Raw genomic sequence first — 22,986 nt, forward strand, 5'->3', positions numbered from 1 at the left:
CCAGTTCCGTCTCGGGCACGAGGACGGCATAAACCCGCAACCACGAACGAAATACACGGCGTGTTCTACTCCGCCGCCACTCCGGCGGGCGCCGTGCACCACGCGATCTTAGCGGCACATTGCAAGCCGCTGCTTGCGGAGAGCTGCCACGGCATCGGCATGCTCGGCGCTACCGGCGAGGCAAACTCCTTCGGCCTCGCTGAGCGCCAACCGATGTTGAATGACGCCTTCGAAGCGGGAATTGAACCTTCCAGGGTGCTGCCCGGCGCGGCCCAGACGGGCGTTGCCGACACACTGGTACTCACTCGGCACGCCGTCATCGCGGGGTGGGGGGTGGTGCTGCTGCCGCCATTCTACTGCAAGGGCGTGAGCGAAGAAGGCATGTTCCGCTTCTATGGTCAAACGGCTATGCCGGCATTGGCATCGCGCGCTGGTGGGACGCAATCTTGTGCGCGCTGTTGGATGGCACGAAACAGCTCGAGCTTGATGGCGATCTGTCGACGGGAGGAATTTCCGGACGGACTATCTCCCATACGCCCTATCTGCGGTACCGAGACTCTCGTAGATTCATTTGACGCCGCCCCGATGATTTGTAGGGGCGGCGTGGGGTTGCATCGTGTTGGTGTCCGCTAGCTGGCCACGAGCTCGATGTGACGGCAGGCCTGCCGCAGCGCTGAGACAAGGCGGTTCTGGCCGCGCACGAGCTGCGTCTTGGCAAAGCCGAGCGTCGTTTCGTCGAAGCGGTCGAGGTCTGCGGCCGCGGCGATCGAGGGCAGGGGCGGGATCGTGAGCGCCGGGTCGTGCCGGAAGCGGTTCACGCGTGTGAAGTTGATTGGCACCAGGATGCGTGCCAGATCCTGGATCACCTGGTTCGCCGCCTTGGGCTCGATCTGTCCTGACTTCACGCGGGCATAAAAGCCTTCGAGCGCTGTCGAAAGCTCTTCGACGGCCTTTTTCGAGAGCGACAGGTCGAAGCGGCTCCCCGCCTTGGCCTGGTAATCGGCCACGGTCTCAGCAAACTCGCGCGCCGTCGCGCGCCAGTCGAAGGGCAGGATCTCGGCATTGGCGTTGCGCAGCACGGCGAGCAGGTAGACCTTGATGTCGCGCAGGAGGACCTCCTTGTCGGCGATCTCCAGCGTGTCGTTCTCCGTGTGCCAGGCGATGTTCCCGCCGCAGCCGCCGACCGTGTAGTAGCCCTTCTCCTCGCGCAGAGCGTTGGTCATGGTCGAGGACAGCATCAGATAGCTGGAGATGCCGATATTGTTGAAGGAGTAGTCGCCCGCCCGATGCGGCCGCTCGCACTCGATCGACTTGCCGGTGACATCGCGGATGACCTGAGCCAGGAAGCCCTCGGTCTCGGTCATGACCGACAGGTTGATGAACTCGGTCGCCCAGCGGCAGCCGGGGCTGTCGCAGTTCACCTGTGCTACCGCGTTCTGCTCCAGATTGAGCGCGAAAGTGTCGGAGAACCAGGTGGAGCCGGCATAGCGGCCGGTGGAATGGCCCGGCCACCAGCAGATGCGCACGGAGCGCTTGAGCTTGTCGCGGTTCTGCCAGAGCACGCGGGCGATTTCCAGGAGCGTTGCGTCGCCCGTGGCGTTGTCGCCCACGCCCACGTCCCAGCTGTCGAGATGCCCGTGCAGGAGCACGTATTTCTCGGGCTCCTCCGTGCCGGGGATGAAGACTTCCGGCAGCTTGGAGGTGTACCAGCCTTCCTCCATCTCGGTGAAGATCGTGACGCTTCCGCCGCGATCGGCGATGTCGGCCAGCGCCTCGCCGTCGGGCTTGTTGACGGCCACCGCCGGGATCTTCGGCTTGCGCGGCAGGTCGTCCAGATCGGGCGTGCCCCAGATGGTCGTGCAGATGCCCCAGTGGATGTCCACGCCGGGATTGATGCCGATCACGCCGATGGCGCCGATCTCCTCGAACTGGGAAACGAGTCCGGGGCTCGCGAAACCTTCGGAGATGACGATCTTGCCGCGCACGCGGTCGGCCAGCTCCTGCGTAGTCTCGATCTTCTGCTCGAACATGTCGGTAATCATCGCGTTGTGGCGCGCGCCGACATAGACAAGCTGGCCCTTGAGCCCGTTGCGAGCATCCGCGCTGTAGGCCGGCGGCTTGGCGCGGAAGGTCTTGCCGTCGGCTTCAACCCGCGCCTGGCCGGGAAGGCTGAGATAGAGGCTCGGCTCGTGGACCTTCACCTCCACGCCATGCTTGCGCAGGCGAGAGACGACCTCATCCATGCCGCGGTTCACGTCCGTCGGGTGCTCGCGCTTGAAGGTGGAAAAGCTTTCGACCAGCCCCCACGGCTCATCCAGCGAAACCGCAGCAAGAATTTCCTTCTCGATGTTTTCCATTCGCGAAGCTCCGTCCGTTTCGGTGAGTAAAACACCGTTTCTAGTTGGCTCTGGAGGCTAGCAGAGGCATTTCCGGCTCGCAAGTGTCAGCCGGGAGCGGCGCCAAGAGCGAAGCACCCGAACGGGTGCTGCGGCTTCAGTTGGGAGGAGGGCGAGAAAGAGTCAGGCGATGGAGCGCAGGGCGGCGGACCGGGTTTCCGCCTCGGTCCGGTGCAGCGACAGTTTTTCGGAGATCTCGCTCGCGGCTTCCATCGCGGCCCGGATGTAGGTCTCGCGCCGCTCCTCGTCGAAGCGGACCATGGCGCCTGCCACGGAGATGGCCGCGATCACCTCCTCATTGGCGCCGATGATGGGGGCGGCCACCGAGAAGGCGCCCTCGTCGAGATCGTTGAGGGCGATGTTGTAGCCGTTGGCGCGGATGCGGGCCAAGGTCTGGCGCAGCTTGTCACGGTCGGTGATCGTGTACGGCGTGAACGCCTCGAGCGGGCTTGCGAGCACGGCATCAATGACGGGCTCGCCGCTGAAGGCCAGGATGCAGAGTGAGCCGCCGCCGGCATGAAGGGGCCCGTGGCGGCCCGCCTGCGCAAAGAGGCGGATGGAATGGCGTCCGGGGCGGGTGGCGAGCACGAGCGACCGCAACCCCTCGCGCACCACGAGGTTGATGGTTTCGGAGGTGCGGTCACGCAGGGCTTCCATCACGGGACGGGCGGCAAAGAGCAGGCTGCCGTCGCGGCCGACGCGCTCGCCGAGCACGCCGATGCGGTAGCCCAGCGAATAGACAGCCTGGTCGGGATCGCGAAAGACAAAGCCGCGCTCCTCCAGCGTCTGCAGCAGGCGAAACACGATCGTCTTGGTGAGCCCGAGGGACTTTGCGAGCGCCGTGACCCCTTGGCCCGGTTTTTCCGCGAGTGCCTCCAGCACGAGCAGCGCCCGGTCGACGGCGGCGATCCTATAGTTCTTCTGGCTCTCGTTCATCGGCCCGTCTCTCCGACTCTCGCGCTCTGCGAGCCTGTTGCAATATTGCAGAATTGTGATTTACTCAATTCTACCAGAAACGCTGTTTCGGTCAATGAAACAAGAGGGGCCTTGCTCGATGCGTATAGCGTATGTGGTTCCCGGTCCGATGTCGAAGGGCCCCATGGGGCTGAAGGAGATGCGCAGGCGCGAGGCGCTGCTCAATTCCTGGGCTTTTCAGGGAACAGAGGTCGCGGTTGTTGATGTGCCGGAGGGACCGGCTTCCATCGAATCCGCCTATGAGGAAGCGCTCTGCGTTCCCGCCACCATCGAGCTGATCCTGAAATGCGAGCGCGACGGTTTCGATGCCGCGATCATTGGCTGCTTCGGCGACCCGGGACTGGAGGCAGCGCGGGAGCTTGCCCGCATCCCCGTGGTCGGTCCCTGCGAGAGCTCGATGCTGCTTGCCGCAAGCCTCGGCCACAAGTTCTCGATCCTTACCATCTTCGACAGCATGGCCGCCGGCCAGGAACTGCTCGCCTACAAGGCCGGCGTGCGCGACAAGCTTGCTTCCGTGCGCGCCACCGGCATCCCGGTGCTGGAGCTCATGAAGGACGTGGAGAAGACGAAGGCGCGGATGATCGAGGTGGCCGGGCGTTGCGTCCGGGAAGACCGGGCGGACGCGTTTCTGTTCGGCTGCATGACCATGTCGTTCCTTGACATGGCAGAGGAGATTTCCGCCGCCGTCGGCGCGCCGGCTGTCAACGCCGGCAAGGCCGCGCTCAAGCACGCGGAGACGCTTGTTTCCATGGGCCTTTCCCAGTCCAAGACCGCATACCCAATGCCGGCGAAGATGCAGGCCGGCCAATCATTCGAGGCTCTGCGGGTGGCTTGAAGGCCACGCGCAGGAGAACAATCGATGCCCTTCAGAGGAGAACCTAACATGATGTCGTTCAGGAAGGCGGTCACGTCGACCGCGCTACTGCTTGTTCTTTCCGCGGCACCGGCCCTTGCCGGTGATCCGATCCGCACCATCGAGATCCTGACCCGTCCGCAGGCTGCCCAGCCGCAGGAGTTCCAGTCCGTGCAGCTCATCGCCCAGGAGTGGCGCAAGCTGGGGCTGGACGTGAACGTCAAGGTGATGCCCTGGGAGCAGATGTCAGACGTGGTGTGGTACCAGCGCGACGCATGGGACGCGACGGCCTGGCAGATGGTCGGCCGTCCGGAGCGCTCCGACCCCGACGAGATCGTCTACAATCTCTTCCACTCCTCGACGGCCGAAAAGGGCTACAACTTCATCGGCTATGTCAGCCCGGAATATGATGCCGTGGCCGAGGCGCAGCGCAAGGAAGTCGACGAGGCGAAGCGCAAGGAACTGGTCTTCCAGGCGCAGGAGCTGCTTGCGAAGGACCAGCCGAACATGATGCTGGTGCATCCGAAGCAATCCTTCGCCTTCGACAAGACGGTGTGGGATCCGGCTTCGGTGGTGAACCAGAGCGGCATCGGCATCCGCAACACCTGGACCTTCCTGTCGCTGACGCCGCTTGGCGAGAAGAAGGACATCGTCCTTAACTCCGCCGACAACGTGCAGGCGATCAATCCGCTGTACATTTCCGGCGGTGTCGACAGCTGGGTCTTCGAGCTCGTCTACGACCGTCTCGCCCGCGTCGGGCCGGATGGCCTGCCCAAGCCGTGGGCTGCCGAAAGCATCGAGTGGACAGGCGACAAGACCGTCACCGTAAAGCTGCGCGAGGGCATGAAGTGGCATGACGGCCAGCCGGTGACGCCGGAAGACGTGAAATTCTCCTTCGAGACGGCTGTGAGCGGCGAGGCACCGATGTACGCGCCCTTCGCCAGCAATATCGAGAAGATCGATATTGACGGCTCGAACATCACCTTCACGCTGAAGGAGCCTTCCGCTTCCTTCGTCACCTCGAGCCTAGCCAAGATCAACCTCATCCCCAGGCATGTCTGGGAGCCCATCATCGAGGATCTGAAGACCAAGGAAGAAAACGCCGAAAGCCACCAGGAGCAGACGCCGATCGGCTCCGGCCCGTACAAGTTCGAGCGCTGGCTCACGAACGAGGAAATCGTGCTTTCCGCCAACAAGGAGCATTTCAATGCGCCCAAGGCGGACCGCTGGATCCTGCGCATCGTGCCCAACGTCGAGGCCGCGCTCGGCATGCTGCGTTCAGGCGAGATCAACTTCCTGGCCGAGTTCGGCGGCGACCCGCAGGTGCTGATCGATGCGGCTGCGCAGGATGGCGACTTGGAAGTGGTCTCGACGGTCGAAATGGGCTTCCGCTACATCGCCTTCAACAACCGCCGGCCGCCTTTCAATGATCCGGCCTTCCGCCGCGCGCTTTCGGCTGCGGTCGACCGCCGGCTCATCGTCAAGGCTGCCTTCCGCGGCTTTGCGGAGCCGTCGAACTCCATCGTCTCGCCGGCGCTCAGCTTCTGGCACAATGAAGCGGTCGTGAAGAATTTCGAGACCGGCGGCGAGGTCGCGGCGAAGATCCTGGAAGAGGCAGGCTACACGCTGGATGGCGACCGCCTGCATTATCCGGGCGACCAGAAAGAAACGCTGGCGCAGCAGTAATTCGCGTCGGGCGGCGGGCTTTGACGCCTGCCGCCTTTGCCCTTCCTCCTGCACGGTTTTCGAGACGGGAAGATAGCGCATGGCCCATCTGAAGGCGGCATTGAGCCGGACGCTTCAGCTCGCCCTGGTGCTCTGGGCGGTCGTCACGATCCTGTTCCTCATGTTCCGGCTGATGCCGGGCAACCCGATGGCGGCCTATATCGACCCGACCTTCACCGCCGAGCAGCAGGAAGCGCTGATGGCGCAGTTCGGGCTCGACAAGCCCCTGTGGGAGCAATACGTCATCTATCTCGGCAATCTCCTGCAGGGGGAACTCGGCCAGAGCTTTCGCTATCGCGAGCCGGTGGCCGAGCGCATCCTGGCGCTTCTGCCCAACACGCTGATCCTCACCTTCACCTCGCTCATCATCGCCTATGCCTTTGGCATCCTCGCGGGCGCCTATCTCGCCTGGCGGCGCGGCAGCGCGGTGGAGAAGGTGGCGATTCCGATCGTGCTCACCACGCGGGCCATGCCGGAATTCTGGCTCGGCATGGTGCTGCTTGCGATCTTTTCCTTCTGGCTCGGCTGGTTTCCGGCGGGTGGCACTAGGTCTGCCGGTTCCGACTACGGCGGCTTCTGGGGGCTCTATACGTCGCCTGATTTCCTGGCCTATCTGGCGCTGCCGGCGCTGACGCTGGCGATCTACAGCCAGGGCCTGCCGCTCCTCCTCATGCGCTCCAACATGCTGGACGTCATGAAGGAGGATTTTGTCACCATGGCGCGCATCAAGGGGCTTTCCACCTGGACGGTGGTGGTGCGGCACGCGGCGCGCAACGCGCTGCTTCCGGTCATGACTTCCTTCGCCATTGCGGTCGGATACCAGCTGCAGGGCAATGTCGTAGTGGAGACGGTGTTTTCGTGGCCCGGGCTCGGGCGCGAGCTCGTCCGCGCCGTCTCGGCCTCGGACTACCCGCTGGCGCAGGGTGCCTTCCTGCTGATTGCGGTGGTCGTCATCCTGATGAACCTGATCGCGGACCTGCTTTACTCGCTGCTTGACCCGAGGGTGAGCCATGCCTGAGCTCGCCATCGCCAGATCTGGCCTGCCGACGCGGCTCTTCCGCAGCCTGCGCCTGCCGCTCAACGACCGCTTCGCCGTTTTCGGCCTCCTGATCTATCTGGTGTTCGTGGTCACCGCACTCTTTGCCGACCAGATCGCGCCCTACGATCCGACGGAGATTCTCTACACGGAAGACTACGACCTGGCGGCGGATATGCGCCCCGGCCAGGAAGGGTTCATACTTGGCACGACCAGCCTTGGGCGGGATGTCTTTTCGCAGCTCGTCTACGGCACGCGCTCGGCGCTGCTGATCGGCGTCACCGCCGCGTTCATGGTGGCGCTGATCGGCTCGCTGGTGGGGCTCGTCTCCGGCTATTTCGGCGGCTGGACCGACGCGGTGCTCATGCGGCTCGCCGACATCGCTTTCGGCATTCCGTTCCTCCCCTTCGTCATCGTGCTCGCCGCCTTCCTCGAGCCGTCCATCTGGAACGTGGTGCTCGCCATGGCGCTGGTGCTCTGGCGCGATACGGCCCGCGTCATCCGCAGCCAGGTGCTTACGCTGCGCTCGCGCGGCTATGTGGATGCCGCGCGCGTGGCGGGTTCGTCGGACGCAAAGATCATCCTGCGGCACATCGCGCCCAACATCCTGCCGCTCTCCTTCCTCTACGGCTCGATCGCCATCGGCTGGGCGATCCTGACGGAAGCGTCCATCTCCTTCCTTGGCTTCGGCGATCCGGAATCGATCAGCTGGGGCTACATGCTGCAGGACGCTTTCGCCAGCCAGGCGCTGGCCAAGCAAGCCTATTACTGGTTTGTGCCGCCGGGGCTGTGCATCATCCTCGTCGTCTCCGCGGGTTTCTTCATCACGCGGGGCTATGAAAACATCCTCTTCCCGAAGCTCGGCCGATGACAGAGCCTCTCCTTTCCGTGCGGAACCTGAAGGTGAGCTATGCGGTCGGCGGCGGCTCGGTGGATGCCGTGGACGGCGCGAGCTTCGATGTGCCGCGCGGCTCGATCCTTGGGCTCGTGGGCGAATCCGGCTGCGGCAAGACGACGGTCGCCCGCGCGATCACCCGGGTGATCGCCGACAATGCGAGGATCACCGGCGGCGAGATGATCTTCGAGGGAACGGATATTGCCGCCATCCCCGAGCGGCAGATGAACGCCCTGCGCTGGCGCGACATCGCCTTCATCCCGCAGAGCGCGATGAATTCGCTCGACCCGGTGTATACCGTCGAAAGCCAGCTGCACGAGGTGCTGCGCCGGCGCGGCGGCATGGACCGGCGGGCCGCGCAGGCGCGGGCGGAAGAGCTGTTCGAGATGGTGGGCATCGAGAAGAGCCGGCTCCGCGACTATCCGCATCAATTTTCTGGGGGCATGCGCCAGCGCGTGGCGATTGCGCTGGCGCTGGCGCTCAACCCGAAACTCGTCATTGCCGACGAGCCGGTGACGGCGCTTGACGTAATCGTGCAGCGGCAGATCCTCGACCAGCTGCGCGAACTGCAGGCGATGCTCGGCATCTCCGTGATCCTCGTCACGCACGACATCTCGGTGGTCGCCTATGTCTGCGACCGCACCGTGGTCATGTATGCGGGCCGGATCGCAGAGGAGGGGCCCATGGAGGCGGTGCTGACGCGCCCCATGCACCCCTACACGATGGGCCTGCGCAATGCTTTCCCGGACCTGAAGGGTGCCGCCAGCGGAACGCTGACACCCATCGAAGGCGCGCCGCCCAATCTCGCCTCGCCGCCGCCCGGCTGCCGCTTTGCGCCGCGCTGCCCGTTTGCCCTGGAGGTGTGCACCCGGGCGCAGCCGCCGCTGCGCGAATTGGCGTCCGGGCATCGCGTCGCCTGCCACCGCGCCGACGAAGCTCCGGTTCTGCGCGAGCTCGCGGTCCGGACCGAGACATGGCTGGTGCCGGCATGAGACCGATCGATCCGATTGCATCCGAGCCGCTGGTGTCCATCCGGGACGTGCAGCTGCACTACCGCATGGGCGGCATCTTTTCCGCCATGCGCGGCCGCTCGTCGGTGGTGAAGGCGGTGGACGGCGTCTCCTTCGAGATCAGGCGTGGAGAGAGCGTCGGTCTGCTCGGCGAATCCGGCTGCGGCAAGACCTCGATGGGCCGGCTGTTGCTGAAGCTCGAGGAGGCTACGGGCGGCGAGATCGTCTTTGCCGGCGAGCCGGTCACTGCGCTGAAACGGGCGGCGCTCAAGCGCTACCGCGCCAGGGCGCAGCTCATCTTCCAGAACCCGTTCGATGCGGTGAACCCGCGCTTTTCCATCCGCGCAGCACTATCCGAGCCGCTGGAGAATGCCGGCATCCCCGCGGCCGAGCGGGAGGGGAGGATTGTCAAAGCTTTGGAGCTGGTGCGCCTGCCGCAGCCGCAGCAGTTCCTCGACCGCTACCCGCACCAGCTTTCGGGCGGGCAGCTGCAGCGCGTCGTGATGGCGCGCGCGCTGATCCTGGAGCCCGATTTCGTGGTGGCCGACGAGCCGGTCTCGATGCTGGACGTCTCGGTGCGCGCCGGGGTGCTCAACGTCTTCCGCGACGTGCGTGACCGGTTGGGACTGACGGCCATCTATATCAGCCATGACCTGGCACTGGTGCGCTATGTCTGCGAGCGGACCATCGTGATGTATCTGGGTAAGGTGATGGAGGATGGGCCGACCGAGGACATCGTCCGCGAGCCGCTCCATCCCTACACGCAGGCGCTGGTGGCCGCCGTGCCCGTTCCTCAGCCTGACCAGAGCCACGATCCGCTTCCCATCGGCCGCGGCGCGCCCGATCCGCGCAACCCGCCGTCGGGCTGCGTCTTCCGCGATCGCTGCCCCTATGCCTTCGAGCGCTGCCCGGTTGAGGTGCCGCGGCTCAGGCAGGTGGGCACGCGCAAGGTTGCCTGCCACCTTTTCGACGACACGACGGGAAAGCAATGATGCGTGCCGCCTTCTATACCCGCACCGGACCTGCGCGAGAGGTTTTGGAGATTGGCGAGCAGCCAATGCCGCGGCCGGCCGCTGGCGAGGTGCTGGTGCGGGTGCGCGCCTCCGGCATCAATCCGGCCGATGTGAAGCGGCGGGCCGGCTGGCGCGGCATGAAGATGGCCCACCCGCTCGTCATCCCGCACACGGATGGTGCGGGTGAGATCGTGGAAGCCGGCTCCGGTGTCGACCGCGCGCGAGTGGGTGAGCGCGTGTGGCTGTGGAACGCGCAGGGCGGCTACGGCACGGCCGGCCGCGCGTTTGGTACGGCCGCTGAATATGTTGCCATTCCCGCCCACCAGGCGGTGCGGCTTGACGAAAAGCTCTCCTTCGAGGCGGGCGCCTGCCTCGGCGTGCCGGCGATGACCGCGTATCGCGCTGTCTATTCCGACGGACCGGTGGAGGGGCAAACGATCCTCGTCCAGGGGGCAGCGGGCGCGGTCGCGCACTTCGCCGTGCAGCTTGCCGTCGCGGGCGGCGCGAAGGTGCTGGGCACGGTCAGCAACGAGGCTGCGGCGGCGCATGCGCGGGCGGCGGGAGCAGCCGAGATCATCGACCGCAAGCGCGAGGATGTGGTCCAGCGCGTGCTGGAGCTGACCAAAGGCGAGGGTGTCGACCGCATCATCGAGGTGGATTTCGGCGCCAACCACGCGGCCGATATCGCCATGCTGAAGGTGAACGGCACGATCGCCTCCTATTCCTCCAGCAGCAATCCGGAGCCGGTCTTCCCCTACTACGCCTTCGCCAACAAGGCCGCGAATCTTCGCGTCATCCAGGGCTTCTGCATCTCCGAGGCGGCGCGGCTGGAGGGGGAAAAGATGCTGGCACGGCTCGCAGCCGAGGGCCGGCTCACCGTCGCCATCGGCACCACCTACCCACTCAGCGAAATCGCCGCCGCCCATGAGCATGTCGAGCGCGGAAGCCTCGGCAATGTCGTGGTGCAGGTCTGAAAGTTCTCGTTTCAAAGGAAGATCAATGCTGCAATCGGTGAAATCCGCTCCGCCGGCCGAAGAGGAGGCGCAGGTGGGGGGCTCGGTCTGCGATCCCGTGACGCTCGAAATCATCCGCGGTGCGATCGCGGCGGCGCAGGCGGAAATGGAGGCGCTTCTGGAGCGCACTGCCATCTCCGCCTTCATCCGCGAGAAGAAGGATTTTTACACCGCGCTCTTCGATGCGGATGGCGTGATGGCTGTGGGCTCCATGGTGCCGATCTTCGGCGACATGACGAGCCCGGTTTTCGACCGCTTTCCGGCCAACACGATGAAGCCGGGCGATCTCTACTGGTACAATGACTGCTACGGCTCGCGCGGGGCGGTTTCGCACTCCAACGACCAGGTGCTGCTTGCACCGGTGTTCAAGGACGGCAGGCGCTGCGCCTTCGTGATGAGCTGGGCGCATTTCGCTGATATTGGCGGCCTGCGTCCGGGCTCGATCAGCCCCGATGCGACGGAGATCTACCACGAAGGCATCATCATCCCGGTCACCAAGCTCATTGATGAGGGCAGGGTGAACGAGGCGACGCTGTCGATCTTCCACCGCAACTCGCGCTTCCCCGACCAGAGCGAGGGCGACATGCGCGCGCTGATGGCGAGCGTGGAGGTTGGCGTGAAGCGTATGGGCGAGATCCTCGACAGGTTTGGCGCGGATGTGGTGGCCGACGCGTTCGCGCAGCTGCTTGCCCGCACGCGCCGCCTGGTGCGCACGCGGCTCGGCGAAACCTTCGACTACGGCACGCACCGCTTCACCGATGCGATCGACGGCGACGGCCACGGCAACGGGCCGTTCAAGATCCGCTTTGCGCTGACGCGCGAAAAAGGCGCGGACGGCGAGGACCGCTTCGTCTTCGACGCCAGCGAGACGGACGACCAGGCGCCCGGGCCCGTCAACTATCTCATGAACCGGGGCGTGCCGGGCATGGCGCTTGGCCTCTATTATCTCGGCGGCGATCCGGCACAGGTCTGCAATGCCGGTGGGCCGAATGCGATCGATGAGGTGCGGCTGCGCGAAGGCTCGCTGCTCCTGCCGCGCTTCCCCGCGCCGCTGGGCATGCGCGGGCTCACCACCATGCGCGTGATCTCCGCCATCGGCGGGCTGGTGAATGTCGCCAAGGGCGGGGCGCCTGCGGCGAACTCGGCCTATGTGATCACCATCATGCGCGGGCTCTTCCGCAACGAGGCGGGTGACCTTCAGCGCTTCCTGCTCGCCGACGGCATCGGCGTCGGCTACGGCGCGCGGCCGATCGCTGACGGCATCGATGCGGTCTATTTCGTCGCGCAGGAAAATTACCCTGTCGAGTTCCTGGAGCTCGGCTATCCCGTGCGGCTGCGCACCTACGGCGTCAACCGCGATTCCGGTGGGGCAGGGCGTTTCCGCGGCGGCTGCGGCATCATCCGCGAGTACGAGATCCTGGCCGAGGAGGCGCTGCTTGCGGTGCGCATCGACAGCGTCAAGAACCCGCCCTGGGGGATCGAGGGAGGCATGTCCGGCGGCACCGGCCGCGCCGTCGTCAATCCCGGCACCGGGCATGAGCAGGTGCTGAAGCCGCTTTCGGACGGCAACAAGCTGAAGCGGGGCGATATCCTGCGCATCGAGACCGGCGGAGGCGGCGGCTACGGCCACCCCTTCGACCGGGCGGCGGAGGCTGTGCTCGAGGATGTGCTCGGGGGCTATGTGAGCCGTGAGGCGGCCGAGAGGCTCTACGGCGTGGTGCTCGACCGCGACCGGCTGGACGTGCGGGCGACCGAAAAAGCCCGTGCCTCGCGTCCCTCCGTACGCCGATTCCACCGCCAGGAGTATGTCGATGCCCTCAGCTGATACCTCGCTCGCAATCGCTGTTGACATCGGCGGCACGTTTACGGATATCTCGCTGCTCGATCGCGCCTCGGGAAAAGTCTGGCGCGCCAAGACGCCGAGCGTTCCTTCCGATCCCTCCGAAGCGTTCATGACCGGCATCAGACTGGCGCTCGCCGATGCCGGCGCGCAAGCCACGGCGCTCGCGCAAGTGCTGCACGGCACGACGGTCGCCACCAACATGATCCTGGAAGGGAAGGGCGCGCGCTCGGCTCTGGTCACGACGCGCGGCTTCCGCCACGTGCTGGCGATTGGCCGGCAGGACATTCCGCGCAAGGCCAATCTCTACACCTGGGTGAAGCCGGCGCGGCCGGTTCCCGCCTCGCGCATCGTCGAGATCGACGAGCGTAACGGCGCAGGCGGCGCGGTGATCGAGCCGCTGGACGAAGAGAGCGTGCATGCGGCGGCGGAAGCGATCCGCCGCATGGATGTGGAGGCGGTGGGCGTGTGCCTGCTGCACGCATTTGCCAATCCCGCGCATGAGCGGCGGGTGGCAGCGATCTTGCGCGAGGCGCTGCCGGGCATCGCGGTGACGATCTCCACGGACGTTCTGCCGGTGGTGCGCGAATATGAGCGGTCGCTGACGACCGCGCTCAACGCCACCGTCATGCCGGGCGTGACCACCTATGTGAGCCGTCTGGAACGTCGGCTGGAGGAAGAGAGGGTGGGGGCGCCGCTCCTCCTCATGAAGTCGAATGGCGGTGTCGCCGGGGCGTCGCAGATCCGGCAGGCGCCGGTGCTGACGGCACTTTCGGGACCGGCGGCGGGGGTGGTGGGCGCTAGCGCGATTGCTGCCGCCTGCGGCATCAAGGATCTGATTACCGTCGATATCGGCGGCACCAGCGCGGATATATGCCTGATCAAGGACGGCCGCATCGGGCTCACCCAGCGCGGCAATGTCGGCGAATGGCCGCTGCCGCTGCCCATGGTGGACATGGTGACGATCGGAGCGGGCGGCGGATCGATCGCTGCGGTGGAGGACGCCACCCTGACCGTGGGGCCGAAGAGCGCCGGCGCCCGGCCGGGCCCGGCGGCCTATGGCCATGGCGGCAAGGATGCGACGGTGACCGACGCGCATGTGGTGCTGGGGCATCTGCCGGCGAAGCTATTGGGCGGACGCATGGGCCTCGACGTGGAGGCGGCGCGGCGAATGATCATGGAACGGGTGGCTGCTCCGTTGGGCCTCTCGCTGGAAGCTGCCGCGCGTGGCGTGCTCGCCATCGTCGACAACCACATGGTGGGCGCGGTGCGGGTGGTCTCGGTCGAGCGCGGGCACGATCCGCGGCGCTTCACGCTGGTGCCCTTCGGCGGCGCGGGGCCGCTGCACGGCTGCGCGCTGGCCGACCTGCTCGGCATCTCCCGCGTCATGATCCCTCCGGCGCCGGGTGTGCTCTGCGCCGACGGGCTGCTTGCGGCGGACCTGAAGGCCGAGTTCAGCCGCACGCTTCCCAAGGCCGGCCCGGTTGATGTCGCGGCAGCCGAGGCGATCTTCGCCGAATTGGATGCGCAGGCGGAAGGCTGGCTCTCGGAGGAAGGCGTTCCAGAGGCCAAGCGGCGCAAGGCGCGGATGGCGCTCCTGCGCTATCACGGCCAGGGCGGGGAGATCGCCGTCGCCTGGGCTTCCTCGCGCGAGGCGGTGGAGCAGGCCTTTGTGGCAGAGCACCAGGCGCTCTACGGCTTCACGCTCGCAGCACCCATCGAATTGGTGACGCTGCGCATCGATGCCGCCGGATTGACCGCCGCCCCGCCGCAGACGCGGCTTCAGCCCTCGACCGCTTTTGCGCCTTATGGAAGTGCGCCGGTGCATTTTGCGGAGGGCACGCGCGAAGTGCCGCTCATCGACCGCGCCGGGCTCGGCGCGGGCGCCTCTTTCGACGGGCCGGTGATCCTGACCCAGCTCGACACCACCACGCTCGTCCCTCCCGGCTGGAGCGGCAGCGTGCATGAGAGCGGGGCTCTGATCCTGACGTGCGAGGGGAGGGCTGGATGAGCGCCGAGCGGCTCGAAAAGGTTTTTGCGCACATCGAGGCCAACCGCGATGCGTTCGTGAAGCGGGTGATGGACTATGTCCGCCATCCGAGCATCAGCGCGCACAATGTCGGCATCCGCGAGGTGGCTGACATGCTGGTCGGCTTCCTGAAAGAGCTCGGCATGGAGGCCGAAACAGTGCCCACCAAGAACCACCCGATGGTGCTCGGCCGGCGCATGGTCTCACCGGAAAAGCCGACTGTGCTGCTTTACGGCCATTATGACGTGCAGCCGCCGGACCCGCTGGATCTCTGGCAAAGCCCGCCCTTCGAGCCGACGATCCGCAACGGGCGCATCTATGCGCGCGGCATCGGCGACAACAAGGGCCAGCATTTCGCGCAATTGCTGGCGCTCGAATCGTATCTGGCGGTGCATGGCGATCTACCATGCAATGTCATCTTCCTGCTCGAAGGCGAGGAGGAGATCGGCAGCCCGCACATCGCCGAGTTCGTGCGCGAGCATGCGGACAGGCTGAAGGCGGATCTGGTAGTCACCTCGGATGGGCCGCTGCACGAGTCCGGACTGCCGGTGATCACGTTCGGCGTGCGCGGCGTGGCCTCCTTCGAGCTGCGCGCCAGGACTGCAAGCCGTGACGTCCATTCCGGCAATTTCGGCGGCGTCGTGCCGAACGCTATCTGGAAGCTCGTGCATCTGCTCGCCACAATGAAGAACGCCAAGGGCGAGATCACCATCGAGGGGCTGATGGAGCCAGTCATTCCGCCGACGGCGCTGGAGCGGGAGGCGGTCGCAAGGCTTCCGCTCGACCTTGAGGGAGTGAAGGCGGAGCTGGGGCTCTCTGATCTCGACCAGCCTGCGGACCGTGGCTATTTCGACCGGCTGATGTTTTATCCGACGCTCACCATCAACGGCTTTCACGGCGGCTATGGCGGCCCGGGCTCGAAGACGGTGCTGCCATGCGAAGCGCTGGTCAAATGCGACATCCGCCTGGTCGAGCCGCTGACGCCGGATTACGTGTTCGGCAAGGTAGCCGCACATGTGAAGCGGCACGCGCCGGACGTGGAGTTCGTGCCGCTCAACGGCATGCTGCCGTCCAAGACGCCGATGGATTCGCCCTTTGCAGAACCGCTCCGGCGGGCGGTCGTGGCTGCACGCGGCGTGGAACCACTGCTCTATCCCACGGTCGGCGGCAGCCTGCCGGATTATGTCTTCACCAAGATCCTGGGGACGCCGGCCTTCGTGGTGCCCTATGCCAATGCCGACGAGGCCAATCACGCGCCAAACGAGAACCTCAAGATAGAGCGCTTCATCGGCGGCATCAGGACCGGGGCGGCTCTGCTGTTTGAGTTGGGCAGGATTGAGACGCGGACCGGCTGAAGCGAAGTCTGTGCGGATGGCCGACTGCCTCCCCGCCTTCAGCGGCGAGGAACACAGGCAGAGAATTGAATCGCCAGCTAATATTCAGCGCAAAATCGAGTCCGCTCTGACTTCCACTACGTGAGGACGAGGCTGGATGCTATATCAGCTGCAGAGCTCGTTTCCGCCGCTCACCGTGCCTCTGGCAGTGCGCTCCGGATCGATGGTGCTGCCAATGGATATGGCGACGCCAAAAAGCTCCGCCGCCTCGTCCGCCGTGTAGTAGCCAAGTTCCACATCGCGTAGCACGGCGCCGGGATCGCGCTCGTGGGCGGGGCCGTAGCCGCCTCCACCCGGCGTCTCCACGCGCACGCGGTCGCCGGCGGCGAGCGGTATGTCTTGCTCCTTGGTGATGTGCGCCGGCCGGTGCTGCACGCCGCCGCGCATCACCACGATCTCGCCGGACTTTCCATCGTTGCCGCCCAGCGCACCCTGCGGGCCGAAGCGGCCGTGGTCCATGACGAAGGACGCCAGGGCCTCGCCGCGCAGAAGCTCCACCTCATAGATTAGGCCGAAGCCGCCGCGATGGCGGCCTGCGCCGCCGGATCCCTCGCGCAGCGAATATTCCAGGAAATGCACCGGAAACACCTGCTCGGTGATTTCCACCGGCGGCGATTTCGAGATGCCTATCGTCGAGCATCCGTTGGTGAGCCCGTCCTCGCGGGCATTGCCGCCATAGCCGCCGCCGGAGATCTGGTACATGACGTAGTCGCGCCCGGCGACCGGATCGTGCCCGCCGAGCGCAAAGTTGCCGCTGGAGCCGGCGGGCGCGGCGGTGACCAGTTCAGGAAGCGCATTCACCAGAGCGGCAAAGACGGCCTCGGCGATGCGCTGCGAGACCTCGGCGGCACAGCCCGAGACGGGCCGCGGATATTGCGCGTCGAGGAAGGTGCCAGCGGGCCGCACGATCTCGATCGGGTCGAAAGCGCCGGCGCTCAGCGGGATTTCGGGAAAGATGTGGCGGATCGCCAGATAGACCGAAGAGTTTGTGGTGGCGAGAACACTGTTCATCGGCCCCTTGCAAGGCGGGCTGGAGCCGTCGAAATCGAAAATCAGCCGGTTATCGTCCGTCTTGGTGACGGCAAGCGCGATCGTCAGCGGCTCGTTCACGACGCCGTCAGAGTCGATGAACGCCTTGCCGCGATAGGTCCCGCTCGCGATGCTGCCGATGCAGGCGCGCATCTGCTCAGCCGAGCGGGCGCGCAGTTCCGCCACGGCATCGAGCACCGTCTCGTCGCCGTAGCGGTCGAGCAATTCGCCAAGGCGCTCCTTGCCCACTTCCAGCGCGGCGGTCTGGGCTCGGATGTCGCCGATCCGCTGATCGGCAACGCGGATGTTGGAGGTAATGATGGAGAAGATCTCGCGGTCCATGACGCCGCGCTTGAACAGCTTTACCGGCGGAAGCCGCAGGCCTTCCTGCTCAACGGACGTTGCGGACGCCGAGAAGCCGCCGGGGACGGCGCCGCCGATATCCGGCCAGTGCCCGATATTGGAGAGCCAGCAGAAGATTTTTCCGCCGCGGTAGAAGGGCATCGCGAAGCGCACGTCCATCAGATGCGTGCCGCCGAGATAGGGATCGTTGACGATATAGATGTCGCCTTCCTCGGGCGGCAGGCAACGGCCGTCGCGGATCATCTCGATGATGGTGCGCGTGGAGGCTTGCATGGTTCCGACAAATACCGGCAGCCCCTTCAGCCCCTGCGCGATGAGCGAGCCGTCCTCGGCCGAGTAGATGCCGTCGGAGCGGTCGTCGGCCTCGGCGATGATCGGCGAGAAGGCGGCGCGCGAAAAGGTGGTGTCCATCTCGTCGCAGACCTGCTGCAGGCCGGCCTGAATGACGGAAAGGGTGATCGGATCAATGCCGCTCATCGGGACCCGCTCTTGATGGTGATGATGATGTTGCCGTGCTCGTCCCCCTCGGCGACATCGCCGGGCAGGATCACGGTTGTGGCGTCGAACTGCTCGAGGATGGCAGGTCCCTCGATCCGTGCGTCGAGCGGCAGGCGCTCGCGCGCGTAAACGGGCGTTTCCATCCATTCGCCGTCGAACCAGACCGACCGCTTCTGGCGCAGCGCCTCACCGATGCTTGCGGCGCGCCCCGACTTCGGGATGAGATCGTCCAGCGGGATCTGCCGGCGAATGCCGATCACGGTCGTGTTCACATTGACGATGTTCGCCCGCACTTCGGGCAGGCGGATACGGAAGCGGCGGAAATAGGCTTCCTCGAAGCGCTCCTGGATCTCCTGCGTTTCAGAGAGCATTCCCGCGACGGGGACGCGGATCAGATGCGTCTGCCCCACGAACTGCATGTCGAGGCTGTGCTCGACGCGCACTTCTACCGGCCTAATGGATTCGCGCTCCAGCGCGGCGCGGCCGGCGGCGATCTGCTCGGAAAGGATTGCGTTCAGTTGCTGCGGCTCAACCTCGCGGACGGGGCTGTTCACGGTATTGACGTAGTCGTGCTGGAGATCGGCGGCGATGCAGCCGATAGCATTGGTGATGCCGGGCCGGGCGGGCACCATGACGCGGGGAATGCCAAGCTCCCGCGCAATGGCCGAGGCATGGAGCGGTCCCGCTCCACCAAAGGCATAGAGAACGAAGTCGCGGGGATCGTTACCCTTGGCGATGGACACCATCCGGATCGCGCCGGCCATCTTGAGATTGGCGATGCGCAGCACAGCTCCCGCGGCCTCCACTGCCGACAGCCCGAGTTTTCCGCCCAGATGGTCTGCAAAGGCGGCCTCGATGCGGGATACCGGCACCGCCTCGCCCACCGACAGGAGGCGCGTGGGATCTAGACGGCCAAGGAGCAGGTTTGCGTCCGTAATCGTCGGCGCTTCACCGCCGCGCCCGTAGCAGATGGGCCCTGGCTGCGATCCGGCGCTTTGCGGGCCGACTTCCAGCAGACCGGCGCTGTTTACCTTGGCAAGCGAGCCGCCGCCGGCGCCGATCGTGTGCACGTCAACCATGGGCACATGGATGGGCAGGGCGTATTCAAGCTCGATCTCGTTGGAGATCAGAGGCCGGCTGTCCCGGATCAGCGCGACGTCGGTGGAGGTACCCCCCATGTCGTAGGTGACGAGATTTTTGTAGCCGGCGCGCGCTGCCGTGCGGGCAGCCGCAATCACGCCAGAGGCAGGCCCGGACATCACGGTCTTTGCCGCCTCGCGCGTGACCAGCCTAGAGGAGGTCGTTCCGCCGTTGCCGTTCATCATCAGGAAGTCGCGGCTGTAGCCGCCTGCCTGCAGGCGTTCCCGCATCCGGTCGACATAGCGCTCGAGGATCGGCTGCACGGACGCGTTGACGGCCGCCGTGACCCCGCGCTCGAATTCACGCGCCTCAGATAACAGGGAATGGCCGGTGGTGATGAACTCGTTCGGCCAGAGTTCACGCGCGATCTCCGCCGCGCGGACCTCATGCGCCGGGTTCTTGTAGGCGTGCAGGAAGTGGATGACGAGCGCCTCGCATCCGGCGTCCAGGAGCTGCGCAATCGCGCTGCGCAGCTCATCCTCGTCAAGCGGCGTGCGGACACGCCCGCTTGCCTCCATCCGCTCGCTCACTTCCAGGCGCAGGTTGCGCGGAATGAGCGGGACGAATGTGCCGAAGAGCCCGTAGGGGTTCGGCCGCGTCCGGCGACCGAGCTCGATCACATCGCGGAAGCCGCGGGTGGTGATCATGCCTACCCGCGCGATGCGGCGTTCCAGCAGCGCGTTGGTGGTCGTGGTGGTGCCGTGGACGATGAGATCGATCTCGGACGGCTTGTAGCCGGATTGCGCCAGCGCATCGAGAACGGCGCGAGACTGGTCGTCCGGCGTCGTCGGCACCTTGCCGATCCGCACCTCTCCGCTCCTCATGTCGAGCACGATCAGGTCCGTGAACGTGCCGCCCACGTCGATGCCGGCGACAATGCCCTGCGTGTGATCCTCGGAATGCGTCATCTCGAAGCTTTGCTGGTTACGTGCCCGGATGCGGGCGCCGGCTGAAATTTGTTCGTGCACGAAGCATTTGGCCCCGGCCGGCCCCTGCCCTGTCGCCGCCTCATCGTTGGCCGTCAAAAACCTTAATCTGGTCGGCCGCAAGTCCGCCCATGCGGTTGTGCACGCGGGGACCGCAGGACATCACGAGGCACAACACCATCTCGTCGCGCCGGGGTGCATCGGGAATGCTGACATCCATGGCGTCGAAATGGCTACGGACATAGGCGGCGTTGATATGGCCGAGGGGCACATCGAGATGCGCGCCCATGCCACCTACCTTCATGGCCGAGGGAACTATGGCCAACGCCTGCCCCAACTGCTCGCGCATCGTGTAGCCGCCGGGCACGTGCCAGAGGGCTCCATGCTCCAGCTCCCCATCCTCGCCGACGATCATCCCCTTGCCATAACCATCGATCACCTTGGGGTCGCCTCCGAGTGCCTCGATCAGGCGCGTGGTCATCAGTTGCCCCAGCGGCTTGAGATCGTCCATTCCCGGCTGCAGCTCTTCCACATAGCGGCCTGCATGAGGGTTCTTCACGACGGCAAGGACAGCGGCGCGGCGTCGCGGCGTCTGCGGCGCAGGCCCATTCTCATGCATGATCTCCTCGGAAATCACGACGATCTTGCGGATTGGGAAGTCAGGCATGGTCTTCTCTCCAATGGGCTGACGCAGCTGTCACGTAATCAGTTTCAAGAGCTCGATGAATCGTTTGCGGTCGCGTGGCTTCAACGGAGCCACCACTTCTTCGCTGACGGCTTGCGAGATGGGCAGCACCTCCAGCGTGAACTCCACGCCCTTGACCGTCAGGCCGACGAGATTCACCCGCTGGTCCTGCTCCGACTGCTTGCGCCGGGTGAGGCCCATGAGTTGCAGCCGACGCAGGAGCGGGCTCAGCGTGGCGGTGTCGATGGCGGTGATCTTGCCCAGCTGGTTCTGCGGCATGTTGCCATGGCGCAGAAGCGTCGCCAGCACAGCCACCTGGGTGGGCGTGATCGAATAGTTCTCGAACGCCTTCTGGAAGAGCGCGGTGCCCCGCTGATGCGCCAGACGTATCAGGTGCGCATTGTGCTTCTCCAGCACGTAGCCGGTAGCAGCCAACCGGCGGTCGATCTCCTCGCGCGAGGGAAATGCTTCCGCCTGCTCAAATGAGCTCTCGGAAACGGCTTCCCCGGTGTCTTTCGACCGCTTCGGCACGCTTCGGCTCATTGCGCCGCCACCGCCACCAGGTCACCTTCGAACACCTGGTTGGAAATAGCGCCACCCTTGGTCAGAGCGCCCACCACCGTTTGCGTGTCGGAGACGGTGCCGAAATGCGTGGCGATATCGTAGAGGCTGGAGACATGCTCGCGCGGGCCGGTGCCCGCGCAGGCGTCATGCGGCACGACAACCTCATATCCCTGGAAGAAGGCGTCGTGCACCGTCGAGCGCACGCAGATATTGGTCACGACGCCGAAAACGACGAGCTGCGAAATCTGCATGTCCTTAAGCAGGAGGTCGAGGTCAGTCTGGAAGAAGGCGGAGTATCGGTGTTTCATCACGCGAAGATCATCCTCGCGCGGCTCCAGGCCTGCGATTATTTCCGTTGCCCAGGTGTTTTCCGCGCAATGCGGGGTGCGCTTCAGCCATTCGCGGTCTCGCCGCATGTTGCGGCGATGGGAATCGATGACGAAGATCACGGGCATCTGCCGGTCGCGTGCCGCCGCTATCAGGGCACGCTGCTGCGGGAGCAGCCTCTCGGCTCCGGGCAGCACCATGTTGCCGCCGGGCGTACAGAACTCGTTGATCATGTCCACCACGACGACGGCTGCCCGCGCGGGATCAAGCACCATCGAGCCATCATGGCGGTGCGCGGAAAAGACGTCTGTCATCGGCTGTCTCCTTGCCCTTGAGTTCAGTCCGTGAGTGAAGCGTAGAGCATTTCGAAGAAGCGGTCGGAGTCCACGCGGGAAGCGACTTTCACGTTGTTCGGCAGGCCACGCAAGCCCCAGAAGTCAGCCACAGTGGCACCGAAGGCATGGGTCGCCGTTAAGTCGATTTCCACATGAGCCTCGCGGGTCTCGATCAGGCTGGGCTCGATGATGGAAGCCAGCACCAGCGGATCGTGCAGCGCACCGCCGATTCCCATCTGGCCGCGATGCAGCTTCTCATAGAAGCGAAGCCAGTCGAGGACAACCTTCGAAAGGTGGGTGCCAATCGCCTCTAGCCGCTTGAACTGCGGCTCCTCCACCAGCACATGCATGGTGACGTCCAGGCCGACCATGGTCACATCGAGACCGCTGTCGATGACGATCCGTGCCGCCTCCGGATCGCAGAAGATGTTGAACTCGGTCGGTGTGATGATTTCGCTGCGGCGCCAGAACGCGCCGCCCATCAGCACGATCCGCGCGATCTTCTCCTTCACGTCCGGATGCTTGAGGAGGAGCATGCCAATATTGGTGAGCGGCCCGGTTGGAGCCACCACCACGGGCTCATCGGCCTCGCGCAAGAGCTTGGCAAGGAAGTCGACCCCGTGCATGGGCACCAGCTCGGTCGTCGGCTCCAGCAGGTAGGGTGAGCCGTCGAGCCCGCTCGGCCCGTCCGCCGTCCCAAGCACGAGCGGCCGCGCCAGCGGCTGCACGCAGCCGGCGGCGACCGGCACATCGCGTGCGCCGATCAGTTCCAGAATGCGCAGGGCGTTCGAGGTGGTCTTCGCGAGCGGCGCATTTCCGCAGACCGTCGTCACGCCGAGGAGATCGATGGCCGGCGAGCGATGTGCCATGACGAGAGCGATGGCGTCGTCATGGCCGGGGTCGCAATCCAGGATGACCTTGATGGGCTTCACGGCCAAAC

The 22,986-nt window shown here is 65.4% G+C and carries 19 protein-coding genes; 11 read left to right on the forward strand and 8 right to left on the reverse strand.

The genetic code is table 11. From position 1 onward, the window contains the following. Window positions 1-60: 60 nt before the first annotated feature. Complete coding sequence (locus RIN79_RS11995) at window positions 61-633, forward strand: dihydrodipicolinate synthase family protein (protein ID WP_309084894.1); 573 nt, start codon at window positions 61-63, stop codon at window positions 631-633. Here the strand turns inward: RIN79_RS11995 and RIN79_RS12000 are convergent. Beyond that, window positions 630-2,357, reverse strand: coding sequence for a M28 family peptidase (locus tag RIN79_RS12000; RefSeq protein WP_309084895.1), 1,728 nt, complete (start codon window positions 2,355-2,357; stop codon window positions 630-632). The two genes, RIN79_RS11995 and RIN79_RS12000, sit on opposite strands and share 4 nt — an antisense overlap. A gap of 162 nt (window positions 2,358-2,519) precedes the next feature. Next, complete coding sequence (locus tag RIN79_RS12005) at window positions 2,520-3,332, reverse strand: IclR family transcriptional regulator (RefSeq protein WP_309084896.1); 813 nt, start codon at window positions 3,330-3,332, stop codon at window positions 2,520-2,522. Between the two features lie 118 nt (window positions 3,333-3,450). Here RIN79_RS12005 and RIN79_RS12010 point away from each other — a divergent pair, with 118 nt between their 5' ends. The 10 genes from RIN79_RS12010 to RIN79_RS12055 all read left to right on the forward strand — a co-directional run bounded on the left by RIN79_RS12010 (window position 3,451) and on the right by RIN79_RS12055 (window position 16,140). After that, a complete protein-coding gene (locus RIN79_RS12010; RefSeq protein WP_309084897.1) occupies window positions 3,451-4,206 on the forward strand; it encodes an aspartate/glutamate racemase family protein in 756 nt (251 codons plus the stop codon). A 48-nt stretch (window positions 4,207-4,254) separates the two neighbouring features. Further along, window positions 4,255-5,910 carry an ABC transporter substrate-binding protein gene (locus RIN79_RS12015; RefSeq protein WP_309084898.1) on the forward strand — a complete coding sequence of 552 codons (1,656 nt, stop codon included), beginning with the start codon at window positions 4,255-4,257 and terminating at the stop codon, window positions 5,908-5,910. A gap of 79 nt (window positions 5,911-5,989) precedes the next feature. Beyond that, window positions 5,990-6,967 carry an ABC transporter permease gene (locus RIN79_RS12020; RefSeq protein WP_309084899.1) on the forward strand — a complete coding sequence of 326 codons (978 nt, stop codon included), beginning with the start codon at window positions 5,990-5,992 and terminating at the stop codon, window positions 6,965-6,967. Then, window positions 6,960-7,856: an ABC transporter permease gene (locus tag RIN79_RS12025; protein ID WP_309084900.1), complete on the forward strand. Its 897-nt coding sequence runs from the start codon at window positions 6,960-6,962 to the stop codon at window positions 7,854-7,856. Before RIN79_RS12020 ends, RIN79_RS12025 begins: the two co-directional genes overlap by 8 nt. After that, entirely contained in the window at window positions 7,853-8,872 is a 1,020-nt protein-coding gene (locus RIN79_RS12030) for an ABC transporter ATP-binding protein (protein WP_309084901.1), read from the forward strand. Before RIN79_RS12025 ends, RIN79_RS12030 begins: the two co-directional genes overlap by 4 nt. A 14-nt stretch (window positions 8,873-8,886) precedes the next feature. Next, window positions 8,887-9,882 (forward strand): ABC transporter ATP-binding protein, encoded by a 996-nt coding sequence (locus RIN79_RS12035; RefSeq protein ID WP_375165926.1) that lies wholly within the window; start codon window positions 8,887-8,889, stop codon window positions 9,880-9,882. Continuing rightward, window positions 9,879-10,877, forward strand: coding sequence for an NADPH:quinone reductase (locus RIN79_RS12040; RefSeq protein WP_309084902.1), 999 nt, complete (start codon window positions 9,879-9,881; stop codon window positions 10,875-10,877). Before RIN79_RS12035 ends, RIN79_RS12040 begins: the two co-directional genes overlap by 4 nt. A gap of 25 nt (window positions 10,878-10,902) precedes the next feature. Then, entirely contained in the window at window positions 10,903-12,741 is a 1,839-nt protein-coding gene (locus tag RIN79_RS12045) for a hydantoinase B/oxoprolinase family protein (RefSeq protein WP_309084903.1), read from the forward strand. Continuing rightward, entirely contained in the window at window positions 12,728-14,767 is a 2,040-nt protein-coding gene (locus RIN79_RS12050) for a hydantoinase/oxoprolinase family protein (RefSeq protein ID WP_309084904.1), read from the forward strand. Before RIN79_RS12045 ends, RIN79_RS12050 begins: the two co-directional genes overlap by 14 nt. Continuing rightward, on the forward strand, window positions 14,764-16,140 hold the full coding sequence (locus RIN79_RS12055; protein ID WP_309084905.1) for a M20/M25/M40 family metallo-hydrolase: 1,377 nt from the start codon (window positions 14,764-14,766) through the stop codon (window positions 16,138-16,140). The genes RIN79_RS12050 and RIN79_RS12055 overlap by 4 nt, the downstream gene beginning before the upstream one ends. A gap of 144 nt (window positions 16,141-16,284) precedes the next feature. On the opposite strand, the gene RIN79_RS12060 is transcribed toward RIN79_RS12055, so the two are convergent. From RIN79_RS12060 to RIN79_RS12085, 6 genes are all read right to left on the reverse strand, one after another. After that, on the reverse strand, window positions 16,285-18,048 hold the full coding sequence (locus RIN79_RS12060; protein ID WP_309084906.1) for a hydantoinase B/oxoprolinase family protein: 1,764 nt from the start codon (window positions 18,046-18,048) through the stop codon (window positions 16,285-16,287). Further along, on the reverse strand, window positions 18,045-20,117 hold the full coding sequence (locus RIN79_RS12065) for a hydantoinase/oxoprolinase family protein (protein ID WP_309084907.1): 2,073 nt from the start codon (window positions 20,115-20,117) through the stop codon (window positions 18,045-18,047). Before RIN79_RS12065 ends, RIN79_RS12060 begins: the two co-directional genes overlap by 4 nt. A 100-nt stretch (window positions 20,118-20,217) precedes the next feature. Next, a complete protein-coding gene (locus RIN79_RS12070; protein WP_309084908.1) occupies window positions 20,218-20,802 on the reverse strand; it encodes an amino acid synthesis family protein in 585 nt (194 codons plus the stop codon). A 30-nt stretch (window positions 20,803-20,832) separates the two neighbouring features. Continuing rightward, window positions 20,833-21,363: a MarR family winged helix-turn-helix transcriptional regulator gene (locus RIN79_RS12075; RefSeq protein WP_309084909.1), complete on the reverse strand. Its 531-nt coding sequence runs from the start codon at window positions 21,361-21,363 to the stop codon at window positions 20,833-20,835. Then, window positions 21,360-22,025: an isochorismatase family cysteine hydrolase gene (locus RIN79_RS12080; RefSeq protein WP_309084910.1), complete on the reverse strand. Its 666-nt coding sequence runs from the start codon at window positions 22,023-22,025 to the stop codon at window positions 21,360-21,362. Before RIN79_RS12080 ends, RIN79_RS12075 begins: the two co-directional genes overlap by 4 nt. Window positions 22,026-22,048: 23 nt before the next feature. Next, window positions 22,049-22,984, reverse strand: coding sequence for a nucleoside hydrolase (locus RIN79_RS12085; RefSeq protein WP_375165925.1), 936 nt, complete (start codon window positions 22,982-22,984; stop codon window positions 22,049-22,051). Between the last annotated feature and the right edge of the window lie 2 nt (window positions 22,985-22,986).

Origin of the sequence: Chelativorans sp., from assembly GCF_031180965.1 — a bacterium.
Taxonomy (GTDB): Bacteria; Pseudomonadota; Alphaproteobacteria; order Rhizobiales; family Rhizobiaceae; genus Chelativorans.